The sequence below is a fragment of the Mucilaginibacter sp. genome (assembly GCF_025362475.1).
Lineage (GTDB): Bacteria > Bacteroidota > Bacteroidia > Sphingobacteriales > Sphingobacteriaceae > Mucilaginibacter.
Genome location: NZ_JANYGH010000029.1, coordinates 1 through 16,264, shown reverse-complemented (window position 1 = coordinate 16,264; position 16,264 = coordinate 1). Strand labels below are relative to the sequence as shown.

Here is a 16,264-nt window from a genome sequence, read left to right as displayed (position 1 = left end):
TTATTGATAACTCTTGTTGTTAATATAAATTGTTAGGCCTTTCCATTCGCCAAACTTTTAATATAATATAGCCAAATAAAGCCCCGCCAAGATGCGCGAAGTGAGCAACAGAATCCCCTGCAAACTGCCCAAAACCGCTAAATAATTCTAATAGTATATATCCTGTAACCAAATACTTTGCTTTAACCGGTACAGGTATAAACATGATCATCATTTCTACATTGGGGAATAAAAAGCCGAACGCAAGTAGTAGTCCAAAAACTGCACCAGATGCACCTAAAGTAGCCCCGCCGTATATTTCTCTCAGCTTGTTAAAGCCCTCCAGGTTAACATAGGGTGAAAGATCGCCGTTGGCAATGGTAAAAGCACCTATTACTCCGTGTACCTCAATAGCCTGTACCAACATTTGCAAAGCCAAAGCGCCAATACCCGTTATAAAATAGTATTGCAAAAAACGCTTGGAACCCATGGTATACTCCAGGGTTGGCCCAAAAATGAACAAGGCAAACATATTGAAAAAAATATGCCCAATACTGGCATGCATGAACATATAAGTAACAATTTGCCATGGGTGGAATAAGGGCGAATTAAAATAAAACGCCGATAACCAGGTAACCAGGTCTATCCCCAGTCGGGCAAATACAAACGTTCCTATAAAAAACAAAACATTAATGATCAACAGGTTTTTTACAACCGATGTAATATTTGCGAATGGTGATTGACTGTATTGGTTCATAGTATAGTTAAAGCCCAGGGCTATTTTTCAAAGCGTTCCATTAATTCGGCTAACGTAAAGGTACTGATTACTGGCTTACCGTTCAATGCCTGGTTGGGCATTTGGCAGGCAAAAAGTTGATCAATCAGTTGGTTCATTTCCTCTAATGATAATTTGGTGCCTGTTTTAATTGCAGCGTTGCGGGCTAATGACCTGGCCAGGTTATCCCGCTTATCTACCTTTAAAATGGCCATATTGTTTTTAAAGCCTTCCAGTAAATGTTCAAGCAATTCATGCTCATCTACATTGTTTAATTCGGCCGGTACACCTTCAACAACAACGGTGTTTTTACCAAACTCACGAATGTCAAAACCAAGCGCTTTTATATCCGGCAAAAGTTCTCTTAATAACTCAAAATCGCTGCCGTTTAGTGTTACCGATTGCGGAAATAAACTCTGCTGACTTACGCCCGAATGGTTCTGCAGCTGCTGTAAAAAGCGCTCGTATAAAACACGTTCATGAGCGGCCTGCTGCCCTATCAGCATAAAGCCAGATTTAATCTGCGACAGGATGAACCGGTTATGGATCTGGAACAATTGCCGCTCGCTTGGTTTGCTCACCTCCTGCTCATCAACAGCAATACTTTTTTCCTCATGCATCTGTTGCTGCAGGTTGGTTTCCTTTTTGCTGATCTCGTACAGGGTATCCCAGTTATCGGGTACAGCGCGACTTTTGTAATCACCGCCATCCCTTAAAAACGGGTGCTCCTCGCGGGCGGTTTTTTTCTCGGATGCAAAAGGATTAAAATCAGGGTTGAAAGATATGGTAGGTGCTACAATATCTTCAAACGGTTTTTGTGTAATGAGGTGCTCAATGCTGTTCTCCTGGTCAAAATCCAAACTTGGCGTAATGTTATACCGGCCCAAAGAACGTTTTACTGCCGAGCGGATGATGGCATAAATAGATTTTTCGTCCTGGTATTTGATCTCGGTTTTAGTGGGATGTACGTTGATATCAATTTTTGATGGATCAATATCAATAAACAGCACATAAAAAGGAAAACAATCATCGGGCAGCAACTCCTCAAAGGCGGTAAGCACGGCATGGTTAAGGTATGCATCGCGGATAAAGCGGTAGTTCACAAAAAAGAACTGCTCGCCCCTGGTTTTGCGGGCAAACTCGGGCTTGCCAACAAAGCCGCGTAAATTTATGATGCTGGTATCCTCTTCAACCGGTACCAACCGTTGGTTATAATTATTACCAAACAGGTGCACTATGCGTTGTTTAAGCGCGGCACCCGGTAAATGATAAACCTCCTGCCCGTCATGATGCAGCGTAAAAAATATCTGTGGATTGGCTAAGGCCACCCGTTGAAATTCGTCAATAATATGACGCATCTCAACCGGGTTACTTTTTAAAAAGTTACGGCGGGCGGGGGTATTATAAAATAGGTTTTTGATGGATATGGATGTGCCCGTATTGGCAGAGCATGCCTCCTGGCTTATCACTTCGGATCCTTCAATAAAAATACAGGTGCCCAGCTCATCCTCATGGCGGCGGGTCTTTAACTCCACCTGGGCAATAGCGGCAATAGAAGCCATAGCCTCGCCCCTGAAACCCATCGTGCGGATGGCGAACAGATCTTCGGCCTTGCGTATTTTTGAAGTGGCATGGCGCTCAAAGCACATGCGGGCATCGGTAGGGCTCATGCCGCTGCCATCATCAATAACCTGTATCAATGATTTTCCCGCATCTTTTATAATGAGCTGTATTTTGCCGGCTCCGGCATCAATGGCGTTTTCCACTAATTCTTTTACCGCTGATGCTGGTCGTTGCACCACTTCGCCGGCGGCAATCTGGTTGGCAACGGCATCCGGTAAAAGCTGAATTATATCTGACATTTAAAAAAATTCCCTTCAATTTCGTTTTCGATGCTAAATTAAATATTTGAAGGCATAACTTTATGATTTGATAATTGTATATAATTGGGATGATAGATTAAGGAGCAAAGAGTAAGGATAAAAGATCATAAAACATTTATGATGAGCCATACTGGTTTTCTGTCCTTGTTCTTTGATCTTTAATCCATCATCCTAAAAACACCACCATATGAAGAAATTATTGCCAGCACTGCTGCTTTTGGCCGTAGCCTGCAAGCAAAAAGAGTACAATGCCGATCTTTTAATAAAAAACGCGGTTGTTTATACAGTTGATAGTTCCTTTACCACTGCTACTGCCTTTGTGGTAAATCATGGTAAAATTATTGCTGTTGGCAATAGCGACTCACTGGAACAGCAATACTTTGCCCACGAGGTGGTAGATGCCAAAGGCGCCGCCGTATACCCCGGTTTTATTGACGCCCATGCCCACTTTTACGAATATGGCCTTGGCTTACAGGAAGTGAGCCTTGACGGAACCAAAAGCTGGAACGAAGTTATTGATTCGGTAGGGGCTTACGCTACCCGCAATACCGATGGCTGGATCATAGGCCGCGGCTGGGACCAAAACGACTGGGCAAAAAAACAATTTCCGGATAAAGCCAGGCTCGACAGCATGTTCCCGGTAAGGCCGGTGATATTGAGCCGGGTTGACGGGCATGCCATAATTGCCAACCAGGCAGCTTTAAATATCGCTGGAGTAAAACCCGGTCAAACTATCAATGGCGGCGAAATTGAAACCATCAATGGTAAACTCACCGGTATATTGGTTGATAATGCCATGGGGATTGTTACCCGAAAAATCCCCGAGCCCACTGCCCCTATTGTAGAGAACGCGCTCTTATCGGCACAAAAAAATTGTTTCGCCGTGGGGTTGACAACCGTTGATGATTGCGGATTGCCTTATACCATGATCAATACCATTGCCGATCTGCAGCATAAGGGCTCATTAAAAATGCGCATGTACGTCATGCTGGCCGATAGGGCCGAGAATTACGATTACCTGTTTAAGCATGGCGCCTTTAAAACACCCGGCCTTAATGTAAGGGCGTTTAAGGTTTATGCCGATGGCGCTTTGGGCTCAAGAGGCGCATGCCTGCTCAAGCCTTATGCCGACCAAAAAAACTGGAGCGGCTTTTTGCTGAGCAGCCAGGCTCATTTTGAAGAAGTGGCTCGAAAAATAGCCGACAAGGGTTTCCAGATGTGTACCCATGCCATTGGCGACTCGGCAAACCGGGTGATGCTGAAAATTTATGCCTCGGTTTTAAAAGGCAAGAATGACCGCCGCTGGCGAATTGAACACGCGCAGGTTATAGCCCCCGAGGATGTAAAGCTTTTTGGCGATAACAATATTATCCCATCGGTACAGCCAACTCATGCCACCTCTGATATGTATTGGGCAGGCAAGCGCTTGGGGGCCGAAAGATTAAAATCGGCCTACGCTTACAAGGCATTATTAAAGCAAAACGGCTGGATTCCCTTGGGCACAGATTTCCCGGTAGAGAACATTAACCCCATGTATACGTTTTATGCTGCGGTGGAGCGCAAGGACTTGAAAGGTTTCCCGGCAGGGGGCTTTCAGCCTGAAAATGCTTTAAGCAGGACAGAAGCTTTAAAGGGCATAACCATTTGGGCTGCTAAAGCCAATTTTGAAGAAAAGGAAAAAGGCAGCATTGAACCCGGCAAATATGCCGACTTTGTGATATTGGATAAAGATATCATGAAAGTAAAGGGTGCCGAGCTGCCAACAGTTAAAGTGATTAAAACCTATATAAACGGAGTAAAAGTATATGATAAAAAATAAATGGGGCAGTGTTGCTTTAGTGTTGTTTGGATTTGCATTATTTAATACGGCTTGTGCGCAAAACCCGCCCCTTACTGGTAAAGCTTATGTTGCAGAGGAAAGATTGGTTCAAAATTCGACAGTTTTACTCAACAACGCCCAATACACCATTCCACTGCAAAAGCTGGAAGACCTTAAAATTGCCAGCGTTCATTTTACCAACCAATACGCTACAAACTTTGATAGCCTGCTCAATAAATACAGCAAAGTACAGGTTTTTGATGGCAACGGTTATACCGGCAATAAAACGTTTAATGACCTGGCTGCCGACCTTAAATGGTACAATACCATTATACTGCAGGTAAATGATGCTGACCTGAGCAACCCGCAGTTGATAGATTTTATCAATACCACTCAAAAAATTAAACCGGTGATAGTGGCCGCGTTTGGCTATGGCCCGTTGTTAAGTAAACTGGATAACGTTACTGCTCCGGTGATCTGGACAGAAAGGGTATCGTCCGTTTCGGCATCATACGCGGCACAGGCCATATTTGGCGGCGTACCGCTTACACAAAAACTGACCAAAACGTATTCGCCTGTGTACGGCAAGGGTATGGGTTTTATCAGTGATAAAACAAGGCTGCAATATACAGTCCCCGAGGATGTGGGCATTAATGCCGACAATTTACTGGAGATAGATAAGATTGCCCGCGAAGCCATGATGCAGCGTGCAACCCCCGGCTGTGTGGTGCTGGTGGCTAAAGATGGTAAGGTGATATTTAACAAAGCCTACGGTTACCATACCTATGAAAATGCTATCCCCGATAAGTTGACCGATATATTCGACCTGGCATCTATGACCAAAGTTTCGGCTACTACCGTGGAGACGATGAAATTGGTTGATGAAGGTAAATTGAACGTGGAAGGCACCATGGGCGATTATATCCCGCTTGCCCGCAGGAGCAATAAAAACAACATCAAAGTGCGCGATATATTGCTGCACCAGGCCGGGCTGATCCCCGATATCCAATCGTTTGAAAAGGTGAAGCCAGCAGATCATAGTACCGATTCATCTGCCGCCTACCCTACCAAAGTATCTGACCATTATTTTTTGCGCAAGGATTACTATAAAGATGTAATGCTGCCTGATATGCTTAACTCCCCCATTAAAACACCGGGGCAATATGTATACAGTGATGTAAGTATGCTGTTTATGCAGGAGGTGGTAGAAAATATTACTTCCACCCCCGAAAACGTGTACGTGCAGCAGCAGTTTTATAATCCGCTGGGCATGCAAACCGCAGGCTTTTTACCGCTGTACAGGTTTAGTGCGGCGCAGATCATCCCTACAGAAAACGACCAGGAATATCGCCAGAGTTTGCTGGATGGCTATGTGCATGACCCAACCGCGGCCCTAAAAGGCGGAGTGGCCGGCCATGCCGGTTTATTTGCCAGCGCCAATGATGTAGCCATATTATACCAGATGCTGCTGAACCGCGGCAGCTACGGCGGTGTGCAATACTTTAAACCCGAAGTGGTTGACCTGTTCACCTCCAAACAATCGCCAATTAGCAGGCGCGGACTGGGTTTCGACCGATGGGATCCTATTGCCGACAGGCATTACCCCTCAAAACTAGCCTCACCGCAAGCCTATGGCCATACCGGTTTTACAGGTACCTGTATCTGGGTCGACCCTAAATATAACCTGGTTTATATATTCCTGAGCAACCGGGTACACCCAAGCGTAAGCAGTAAACTGGGCAGCCTTAACATACGCCCGAGGATCCAGGATGTGGTTTATGAGGCTATTGGGAAGGGGATGTAGCGGTTGGTTCTTCTCGCGCGGTTAGGGTATTTTAGTTAGTTCCGAGAGGGTAAACTCTTTTAGGACGATGCAAGTTATAAAGTCACGAGTACTCCACGCCTTTGAACATGGCTGCATACTCGTGCCAAATAGAGTTAATATCCCGAACATGGTTTCACCTAATGATTTTGTTCGATGGGAAAATGGTAATCTCTATCCGGCAGGAATGCGTGTACATTAATGCTTTAGTTAAATTAAAACTACATTAAGACAATGAGAAAGAAATTTTTAAAAATAGGCTTATTCTTAGTGCCGATACTTATTATATTCTTGTTATTCGAGTGGGCAAACATCCAATCTTATTATAGGGATGAAGTTCAAACAGGAGAAATTATAATTAAGCTAAAAAAAGGTATAACTAATCAACAAAGGACGATTGAACTTGAGCAAGTCCACGAATTAGGTCTAAAAATGAAGAAAGAAATCTTTATAGTACAAAGTCTGTTGACTATATTGTCAATCGGATATAATTGCTAAAATATGGGCTTATTCAAACCAAAAGTCGCAGCCAGACATTTCATAGGACAACTAAATTATTGCCCGGCCAAAGCACCGGGCTTTTTTGTGCGTTAAAAGTTGCAGATATAGCTGTATATACAACTAAATGTATATTTGTTAAGGTGTTTGTACTACTTATTCACGTACACCACCCCATCCTTCATTACAAAATGGATATTCAGAATTGCGTGTATATCCGTATCAACATTGTCATCCACGGCGATAATATCAGCAAGGAAACCAGTTTTGAGAGCGCCTATTTTGTTTGACATATTTAACTGCTTTGCTGCGTTAATGGTAGCAAATTGTAGGATTTGTGGGATACTTACGCCTTCTTCGTGATAACCAATGAGCGTGTGTTTAGACCAAGCCGCGTAAGGCATCTTTACGTCAATGTAATCATCAGAGCCGGCAGCTATTATAACGCCATATTTGAGGGCGCGTTGCAGGCGGCTGGCCTGGGCATTTATCATCTTCTTTATTTGTGTCCCTGCGTTTTTGTCATCGGGGTAGGCAATCTTCACATAGTTTGCAAAAATGGTGCTATCGCCATCGGTCGGCACCAGTATAACTTTCTTTTTGGCCATCATCATCAGCGTACTGTCGGCCACTTCATAACCGTGTTCAATCCCATCAACCCCGGCAATTACGGCGTTATAAACTGCCTGATTATCGGTAGCATGAGCCGTTACCCTAATGTGATAGCGATGCGCCTCGTTAACTATCGCCCGCATTTCATCAACCGAAAGCGCGGTACGATTAGGTGTATTGTTGGAATAAATTTTAATCACGTTTACGCCCTGAGTAACATTTTCACGCACTGCCTGTATGGCGTCAACAGGGCCGGTTACTATGCGGTATTCATCATTTGCAATTCCGCGATGCTGGTAAATCAGCCCGGGCAGTTGGCCGCCTTCGCTGGAAAGTCCCTGTCCGGCACATCTCATACGTGGCCCAACAACTAACCCGTCCTCAATCGCTTTACGCAAAGCTATATCGGCAAATTTACCAGAGTTGCCCAAATCCTGCACGGAAGTAATGCCCGCCTCTAAATAGGCTTTGGCTCTTACGGCCCCATAAATGGCCCGGTAAGCATCGCCCTGCTGAGTTAAGACCTTTTCTAACGAAAGTGTTGAAAAGTCCATGTCGGCATGCAGCTCTTCCCTAAAAAGCAGGTGTGTATGTGAATCAATAAGGCCGGGCAGAATAGTGTATTTAGAAAGATCAATGAGCTGATGATCTTGCTTCTCATTGGCGGTAACATCCTTATCAGGCTTAACGCCTTCTATCCTGTTGCCATCAACCAACACATCCAACCCGAATTTAAATGTTCCCGTTTCGCTATCAAACAGTTTACCGGTTTTAATGAGATACTTAGGACTAATTTGCGCTTTGGAAAAGTATGGAAGAAGTAGCAGGGCGAGGAAAATTGTTTTTTTCATATATGATTATAAGTCTCGGTATAATTAAAGGAGTTCCGCCGAATAAATCTCGTGTGGTGCCGATTAAATTCAGAACCACGATTAATTATATCAAACCTTTGACCCGCCCAAAAACATTTAGTTACAAAGCAGGATAAGAAACCTATCCTATTCTCATTTTTCTCATTTGGTGCGAGTATGCAGCTCTGGCCAAAAGTACCCGTGACAGCAATGATGTGTTTGTCTCATACCAGGCAATCGGCTCTGTATGCTGGCAACGACTCACCCCACCAGCGCTTTGCGCGGCGACCCTCTCTTCGGCTGCGCCGGAAAGAGGGTCAAAAAGTTAATTCTAAATTTCAACTCCATCTTTCCAACGAAGTTGAAGAGAGGGATGTCGAGCGTAGCGATGACAGGGTGAGTCTTAACCTTGGTTAGTTTACGTCAATTTCCCATTCAGTGTTTCGCTAATTTCATCACCCACATGACATGTTGTGATGTGATCTGCCTCACGCCGCCTCAATCCTTCCGCTTCCGCCCCTCCAGCACTTCCCCCATCAGACAGATAAGGATGCCGTCAAATTATTATTTTATTAGGTTAGTCGGTTATTATCCTATGTTACCAAACATTACCTATTTTTATGATTTTGACAAAAACTAAAGCATCGGGCAAATTCAGTATGTACGTGTTCAGCGCATTGTTTACACTTATCGCTGCAAATTCTTTCGCTCAAAGTAAAACAACATCATCAGGCGATACCACCCCAAAAATCGTCAACATTGTCAATTTTATTCGCCTGTTAGAGCCACGTGATCCGCTGATTACACAGGATGTATTGTACCAAACAGTTGTAAAACAGGTAGAGATCATGCAGAAATATCACCTCGGCGGCACCTTTCTGTTACAGTATGATGCGCTGATTGATAAAAGATATCAGAAATTATTAGCCGGCCTGCCCAAAGGAACATTTGAGATTGGCGCCTGGTGGGAGATTCCGCAGCCCATGGTTGAAAATGCAGGTCTTAAATGGCGCGGCCGTTATCCCTGGGATTGGCGGGCAAACATTGGCTTTTCTACCGGTTACACACCTAAGGAGCGCGAAAAGCTGATAGACGTTTATTTCAGAGATTTTAAAAAGGCTTTTGGCTATTACCCTAAGTCTGTTGGTTCCTGGTTTATTGATGCTTACAGTTTAAACTATATGTACCAAAAGTACCATATTGTGGCCTCCAGCAATTGCAAAGACCAATACGGTACAGATGGTTATACCCTATGGGGCGGATACTGGAACCAGGCTTACTATCCAAGTAAAATAAACTCCTACATGCCGGCCCAACATGAGCAGGATCAAATTCCTGTCCCTATCTTCCGGATGCTGGGGAGCGATCCTATCCGCCAGTACGATAACGGCCTGGGGACCACCCGGCAGGGCGTTGTTACGCTTGAACCTGTATATAAATTTGGCGGCGGCGATTCTACCTGGGTAAACTGGTTCTTTAAATCTTTTACTGATGATAGCTCCCTTGGTTTTAACTACACACAGGCAGGACAGGAAAATTCCTTCACCTGGGATGCCATGGCAAAGGGGCTGGAAATTCAGATGCCGTTAATGGCAAAGCTGAGGGACGAGCACAAGATCAGGGTTGAGACCATGGAACAATCGGGACTGTGGTTTAAAAAGAATTATAAAGTTACGCCGGCTACATCCTTCACCGTTAATAAAGATATTGAAGGCAGCGACCTGAAAACAGCCTGGTATAACAGTCGCTTTTACCGCATCAACATGTTATGGGAAAACGGCAGCCTGCGGATCCGGGACATTCATTTGTTTGATGAAAAGTTCCCATCGGTATATGAATCGCAGGTAGCTACATCCAACGAGTGCACATTTTTCACGCTTCCGGTTGTTGATGGTTATATCTGGAGTAAACCCAACCAGATAGCCGGCTTGCGTTTAAAGGCAATGGTAGATGGAAAAGAGATTTTGCTAAAAGGGAACGATCCCATATTTACCAATACAGGCAAAAGCACGATGCATATATCGTGGCCCTTAACTTCCGTAGATGGCACATTGGAAATAGACTTAACCGAAAAGCTGGTTAAGGTAAGCCTGTTAAGCCATACCCCATGTGATTGGTTTTTTGAATTGACCGCCGCGCCCGGCGCCCAATTGCCATTTAAAAACATCTCGCCTACACAAATTGATTGCCGGTTCGAAAAAACAAATTATAAATTAAAAGCCGTTCAGGGTGCCTTCGCCAAATCCGATAATGGATCTGTTTGGCAAATAAAACCAAGCATGAATAAACTGTTATTAAACTTGGCAGATATTGCAAAACCCTGAGACAGCATGCAGGTTGGTGTAAATCTATTGTGCAATTTTATACACTATTATACACCAAAATGTACACGGTTTACAGTTTCATAATTTATCTTGACTGTTATAAAGTTAAATTACATATTTGATCAGCTTTAGTTAATAGGTGCGGGAGTTAGGTGTAGGTCTTAACTCCCCTCCTTAACCACCTTGGTTTTTAAACAAGCAGTGACTACCTTAAATCCGGGGCGGCCCTATTAATCAATTGCCCCTACTCTTTAAACTTAAGCCAAACAGCGTAAGTTTAATATACTCCATCCGCTGACCGGTAGTATCACGTTTTTTTCTACAAATTCTTTTTCCATTGATTGGGAGGTTATTGGTCTTCTGCTGTGTTATTTGGCATACCTGTTCCTGGTTCTGCACGGGTTAAAGGCCATATTTTACGTGGCGGGGATCGCCGCTTCGCAGGCACGTTGTTTTTTTTGTGATCATTTTAGCTATGTTTTTAAAACTGCTGTATTGATATTCCTCTTTTCCCTTCATTCAAACAAACTATTGAATAACATTTGTGTTGAAAATTTGACTTTAAACTGTACAGATGGAATTTAAACACATTCACTTCATCATTAACCCCGCATCAGGTAAAGAAGAACCTATTCTATCGTACATTAATAAAGCTTTTGCCCATAGTGATATTAAATGGGACGTATCTATTACCCGGAAAGATAAAAGCATTAGCGATGTAGTACAGACACTTATAGGCCAAACAGATCTTATAGTAATTTATGGTGGCGATGGTTGCGTAACAGAAACTGCCGCTGCATTGCAGGGTACCAATACACCAATGGCTATAATACCTGCCGGTACCGCCAATGTTATGGCAAAGGAACTGGCCATACCTTTAGATACCTTAGCGGCACTTGAAGTACTAACAGGGAATAATTACCAGATAAAAACGGTGGATATGGGTGTTGTTAATGGAGATCCTTTTTTATTAAGGGTTAACCTTGGTATAATGGCCGATATGATTTTACGGGCCGACCCGACGTTAAAAGACAATATTGGTCAGCTGGCTTATGGTATCAGCGCTATTAAAACCCTGGCAGATGCCGAACCCGTAAAATACTACATGGAAATAGACGGAAAAAAAACAGAAGAAACCGGGGTATCCTTAACCATTACAAATTCTGGTAATATCGGTATCAGCGACTATACACTGCAGCCGGGTATAAGTATAACAGATGGTTTATTGGATGTGATATTGTTGAAGGACAATGACTTTATTACGATGCTGAAAGTTGCAGGCAGCACCCTGCTGCAAAATGAAACCGAAGCAGTAAAACACTGGAAGGCCCGCGAGATAGTGGTGCGAATGGATAAAGAGCAATGTTTTATTTGTGATGACCATGAAGTTACAGCAAAGCAACTTTTCATTAAAGTTGTACCGGCTTCCATCATGATATTAGTTCCCGGATCCCAAATCAATTGAACATGTCTATGCTAAGAGAAGCTAAAAGCCATTTAAAACTAGTTCATATATTTTTCCAGAAAGTATATGATAATTTGCACCGCTTATCAGCCGGCGTACCAGCCCTTAAACGCAGCCAGATAACCGCTAACCTGTTTTTGGGCAGCCAGTATAACTTATTGGGTTTGCGTAAACTTAAGGCATTGGGGGTAACCGCCATTATAAACATGCGCATGCATTCCATTTATAGTGGTGCAAAATATAATGGATTTCATTACCTGCATTTACCCACGCCGGATAATACACCACCGTCCATGGATGTATTGCTAGAGGGCGCAGACTTTGCCGACGCAGAAATAAAAAAAGGAGGTAAGGTATATATTCATTGCAGGCAAGGCTTGGGCCGGGGACCTACCATGACTATTGCCTATCTTTTAAAAAGCGGTTTAACTTTTCAAGATGCCTTTGCATTGGTTAAAAAAGTACGGCCTTTTGTTAACCCCCGCCCCTCCCAAATTGAGCGACTAAAAGAGCTGGAACAATATTATAACGACGCAAAAGCTTAAACCCATGTTTTGCTTCACCAGGTAACGCTAACGCTCTATTTTGCGTTTTTTCGCTATACCCCTAAATTTAATAAGTAACTCAGCATCAACAAAAAATCCTAAATTTAAATAATCAATCCAGGCTCCTGTAGCTTAATAGCAATGAAGTATTACACCATTGAACCACCGGCTGTATTAAAGCCTTATGTAAGGTTTTTTTGGGTACTGGAGCATGAACTTGCGCCGGGCCAGCCGGAGTATGTGTACCGTTCCATTGCCGATAGCTGTACCGAAATGGTGTTTCATTACCAGGCCACTTTTGATGAACTAACGGATAGCGGCCAAAATGCAGGTCCGTCTGGGATACAATTTCAATCAAGCGGGTACAGGCGGTTTGTAACCAGCCAGAGTTTTGGCATTTTTGGCGCCTATATTTATCCATTCTCCGTGCCCCGCTTTTTTCGCGTTCCCAGCAGCGAGACCAGCAACCTTGCCCTGGATTATGATACCTTTTTAGGTATGCCAGGCCGCGAACTAGAAGAGCGGATCATGCTTGCTCCTGATAATTTTAAACGCGCCGCAATTTTAAGCGACTTTTTAATAGGCAGGCTACAACACAACATCCCTAAAGACGACCGCATCATTACCTCTATAAGGCAAGTTATCCACTCCCGGCAAAACAGAACGGTTGCACAACTGGCCGATACGTTTAACTTATCGGTAAGGCAATTTGACAGGCGGTTTAAGGAATACGCGGGCTTTAGTCCCAAAATTTACCTGCGCCTGGTGCGCCTGCACAACGCTATCCAGCAATATAACAGCAGCAAAACATTAACACAAATAGCGCTCGATTGCGGATACTATGATCAATCGCACTTTATACATGATGTAAAGGCTTTTACCGGCTATCATCCTGGCTTCTATTTTTCTGGCAATGCAGAAGGGTTCCTGGGTTTGCAGTAAGCGGCAAGGAAATTTGCGGAATGAAAGAATGTCCGGTTTTTACAATTTTGCTTCATCAGCGCGGGCTACATTTGTTAAAAACAAACCAATATGGAACCTTCAAAAAACATCCCCGAAAACTATCAGCGCATTATGCCTTATCTTATTATAAAGGATGCGGCTAAATTTATTGAGTTTACGCAAAAAGTATTTGACGCCACCGAGCAGTACAAACACATGCGCGACGAAACAACTATTATGCATGCCGAGATCAATATTAAAGGCAGCACCATTATGTTTGCCGATTGTACTGATACCTATACCCAACAAAATGCGGGGCTATTTATTTATGTAGATAGCTGTGATGAAACCTACCAAAAAGCCCTTGATAACGGCGCCGAAAGTGTAATGCCCCCAGCTGACCAGCCCTATGGCCGGAGTGCAGGAGTTAAAGACCCTTTTGGAAATACGTGGTGGATTACCAATGTGTTGTAGGTGGTTAACAGGTGTTAAGGCATAATAGCATCTAAAGTGATTTATTAATTTTATTATACTTCTAATGAAGCACATATCCACACGTCAATTGCGAGTTGTACTACCCGGGGGACAATGAAAGGAAGATGACGTTTGAAAAGTTTGTCATCCTGAACGCAGTGAAGGATCTTCTTCGCTATAAAAGTCGGCGATGAGCAGGGCGAAGAAGATCCTTCGTTCCTCAGGATGACAAATCTTTTATGCCATTTTCCCCTTCAGGGGGCGCCGGGTTTTATACCTCGACGGCCGGTTTATTTTTTTTCAAACAGCCCTTAAGCTTATAACACCTGGTTAAACTCCAGTCTTTCGCCATCGGGCCCGGTGATGTTAAAGTATTTGCAGCCGTTTTTCCAGAACTGCAAAAAAACGGGTTGCGGTTCAAGTACATTAAAACCGGCATCCGATATTACCTTAAAAGCTTCGTCAATATCACTCACATCAAAAGCCACATGATCTATATGTCCATTACTTCTCGACCTGATCTGTGCAAGCCCTGCTTCGGGCAGTTGGTATAGCTCCATAATCATATTATCGCGCTGCATCATAACGCAGGTGCCGGTGCCGCCGTTATCATTAAACGGGGCTTCCATAACGTTACTAAACCCAAGCCGGCCGTAAAATAGCTGCGATGCGGCAAGGTTAGTTACCGGTATGCCTATGTGCTGTATAGCATTGATTTTTAAATTGATAGCATTGCTCATAACTGGTGTTATTTGTAGGTAATTGATTGTTAAAAGTAACTTAACGAAGTTAAATCATTTTACACAGTGTTAACACATTTACAATAAATTGCTGTTAAACTTGCATCGAATTATAACGCATAAATGAAAATCGGAATCGTTTGCTATCCAACCTTTGGCGGAAGCGGGGTTGTTGCTACAGAACTTGGTAAAGGCCTTGCTGACCGCGGTCACCAGGTACATTTTGTTACCTATAACCAACCCGCGAGGCTTGACCTTTTTTCCGAAAACCTGTTTTACCACGAGGTATCGGTAAGTAATTATCCCCTGTTTGATTTTCCACCCTATGAACTTGCACTGGCAAGTCGTTTAGTGGATGTTGTGCGTTTTGAGAAGCTGGATGTATTGCACGTTCATTACGCTATTCCGCATGCTTCGGCTGCATTTATGGCCAAGCAAATATTGATGACCTACGGTATTTATATCCCGGTGGTTACCACACTGCACGGCACCGATATTACACTGGTTGGTAAAGACCATACCTTTAAACCGGTAGTTACCTTCTCCATTAATAAATCCGACGGGGTAACCGCCGTATCTGAAAACCTCAGAGAGGACACCTACAGGTTTTTTGAGATAGAGAACGATATTAAAGTGATCCCTAATTTTATTGATCTGAACCGTTTCAGCCTTAAAGCAAAAGATCACTTCAAAAAAGCAATAGCACCTTCGGGCGAAAAAATATTGGTACATACCTCTAACTTCCGTAAGGTAAAACGTACCGAAGACGTGGTTAAAATATTTGCCAAAGTGGTTAAAAAAATCCCGTCAAAGTTATTGATGGTGGGCGATGGACCTGAACGCTCTGGCTGCGAGCAACTTTGTCGTGATCTTGGTGTTACCGATAACGTACGCTTTTTAGGTAAACAGGATGCTATTGAAGAGATATTATCCGTAGCCGACCTTTTCCTGATGCCATCACAATCAGAAAGTTTTGGTTTGGCCGCTTTAGAAGCTATGGCTTGCAAAGTACCTGTAATCAGCAGTAATGCAGGTGGTTTACCCGAACTTAATATTGACGGAGAAACAGGTTTCCTGAAAGATGTCGGCGATGTAGAAGGTATGGGCGAAAGTGCAATCTATATCCTGGAAGATGAAGCCCGCCTGGAAACTTTTAAAGAAAACGCCCTTGCCCGCGCCAAGCAATTTGATTTGGCCACCATATTACCGCTTTACGAAAACTACTACATGGAAGTGATTGAGAAGTGTAAGGATAAAGTGGTATAAGAAGTTTTTTTGTTCACGTCATTACCATGACGTGGACAAAAAAAGTTTGTCATCCTGAACGCAGTGAAGGATCTGTTACTCGCTATGCTTCTTCGCTCTGTAATTCTGCGATTAGATCCTTCACTGCGTTCACTGTTGTCCGGTAAAGATTGGCTAATCAAGAAAAGATGCTGATTAGTGTATGTTTTAACGGTTTAGGTTTTAAATCCGATTTCTAAGCCCCCCAGTTTTAGCTGAGGGGATCGACTATCGGGAGCAGACAGCTTTTC

The 16,264-nt window shown here is 43.5% G+C and carries 13 protein-coding genes; 9 read left to right on the top strand and 4 right to left on the bottom strand.

What is annotated here, in order from left to right; translation table 11 throughout:
* Positions 1-19: 19 nt before the first annotated feature.
* Positions 20-736 carry a rhomboid family intramembrane serine protease gene (locus tag Q0R88_RS10620; RefSeq protein ID WP_295715878.1) on the bottom strand — a complete coding sequence of 239 codons (717 nt, stop codon included), beginning with the start codon at positions 734-736 and terminating at the stop codon, positions 20-22.
* Positions 737-756: 20 nt separating this feature from the next.
* A complete protein-coding gene (gene mutL / locus Q0R88_RS10615; RefSeq protein WP_295715876.1) occupies positions 757-2,616 on the bottom strand; it encodes a DNA mismatch repair endonuclease MutL in 1,860 nt (619 codons plus the stop codon).
* 208 nt (positions 2,617-2,824) lie between these two features.
* On the opposite strand from mutL, the gene Q0R88_RS10610 reads away from it, so the two are divergent.
* The 3 genes from Q0R88_RS10610 (at position 2,825) to Q0R88_RS10600 (ending at position 6,776) form a co-directional block, all read left to right on the top strand.
* On the top strand, positions 2,825-4,456 hold the full coding sequence (locus Q0R88_RS10610) for an amidohydrolase (protein WP_295715874.1): 1,632 nt from the start codon (positions 2,825-2,827) through the stop codon (positions 4,454-4,456).
* Positions 4,443-6,260, top strand: a complete 1,818-nt coding sequence (locus tag Q0R88_RS10605) for a serine hydrolase (protein ID WP_295715872.1) — start codon at positions 4,443-4,445, stop codon at positions 6,258-6,260. Before Q0R88_RS10610 ends, Q0R88_RS10605 begins: the two co-directional genes overlap by 14 nt.
* Positions 6,261-6,512: 252 nt before the next feature.
* Positions 6,513-6,776, top strand: a complete 264-nt coding sequence (locus tag Q0R88_RS10600) for a hypothetical protein (RefSeq protein ID WP_295715870.1) — start codon at positions 6,513-6,515, stop codon at positions 6,774-6,776.
* Between the two features lie 152 nt (positions 6,777-6,928).
* On the opposite strand, the gene Q0R88_RS10595 is transcribed toward Q0R88_RS10600, so the two are convergent.
* Complete coding sequence (locus tag Q0R88_RS10595) at positions 6,929-8,239, bottom strand: amidohydrolase family protein (protein WP_295715868.1); 1,311 nt, start codon at positions 8,237-8,239, stop codon at positions 6,929-6,931.
* Between the two features lie 620 nt (positions 8,240-8,859).
* Here Q0R88_RS10595 and Q0R88_RS10590 point away from each other — a divergent pair.
* From Q0R88_RS10590 to Q0R88_RS10570, 5 genes are all read left to right on the top strand, one after another.
* The gene (locus Q0R88_RS10590; protein WP_295715866.1) at positions 8,860-10,563 is read left to right on the top strand and encodes a hypothetical protein; all 1,704 of its coding nucleotides are present in this window, start codon (positions 8,860-8,862) and stop codon (positions 10,561-10,563) included.
* 574 nt (positions 10,564-11,137) lie between these two features.
* Positions 11,138-12,028, top strand: a complete 891-nt coding sequence (locus Q0R88_RS10585; RefSeq protein WP_295715865.1) for a diacylglycerol kinase family protein — start codon at positions 11,138-11,140, stop codon at positions 12,026-12,028.
* 2 nt (positions 12,029-12,030) lie between these two features.
* Positions 12,031-12,573: a dual specificity protein phosphatase gene (locus Q0R88_RS10580; protein ID WP_295715862.1), complete on the top strand. Its 543-nt coding sequence runs from the start codon at positions 12,031-12,033 to the stop codon at positions 12,571-12,573.
* A 141-nt stretch (positions 12,574-12,714) separates the two neighbouring features.
* Complete coding sequence (locus Q0R88_RS10575) at positions 12,715-13,515, top strand: helix-turn-helix domain-containing protein (RefSeq protein WP_295715860.1); 801 nt, start codon at positions 12,715-12,717, stop codon at positions 13,513-13,515.
* Positions 13,516-13,605: 90 nt separating this feature from the next.
* Positions 13,606-13,989 carry a VOC family protein gene (locus tag Q0R88_RS10570; protein WP_295715858.1) on the top strand — a complete coding sequence of 128 codons (384 nt, stop codon included), beginning with the start codon at positions 13,606-13,608 and terminating at the stop codon, positions 13,987-13,989.
* 317 nt (positions 13,990-14,306) lie between these two features.
* On the opposite strand, the gene Q0R88_RS10565 is transcribed toward Q0R88_RS10570, so the two are convergent.
* Entirely contained in the window at positions 14,307-14,729 is a 423-nt protein-coding gene (locus Q0R88_RS10565; RefSeq protein WP_295715856.1) for a VOC family protein, read from the bottom strand.
* A 123-nt stretch (positions 14,730-14,852) separates the two neighbouring features.
* Here Q0R88_RS10565 and bshA point away from each other — a divergent pair, with 123 nt between their 5' ends.
* Positions 14,853-15,995, top strand: coding sequence for an N-acetyl-alpha-D-glucosaminyl L-malate synthase BshA (gene bshA, locus Q0R88_RS10560; RefSeq protein ID WP_295715854.1), 1,143 nt, complete (start codon positions 14,853-14,855; stop codon positions 15,993-15,995).
* Positions 15,996-16,264 lie beyond the last annotated feature (269 nt).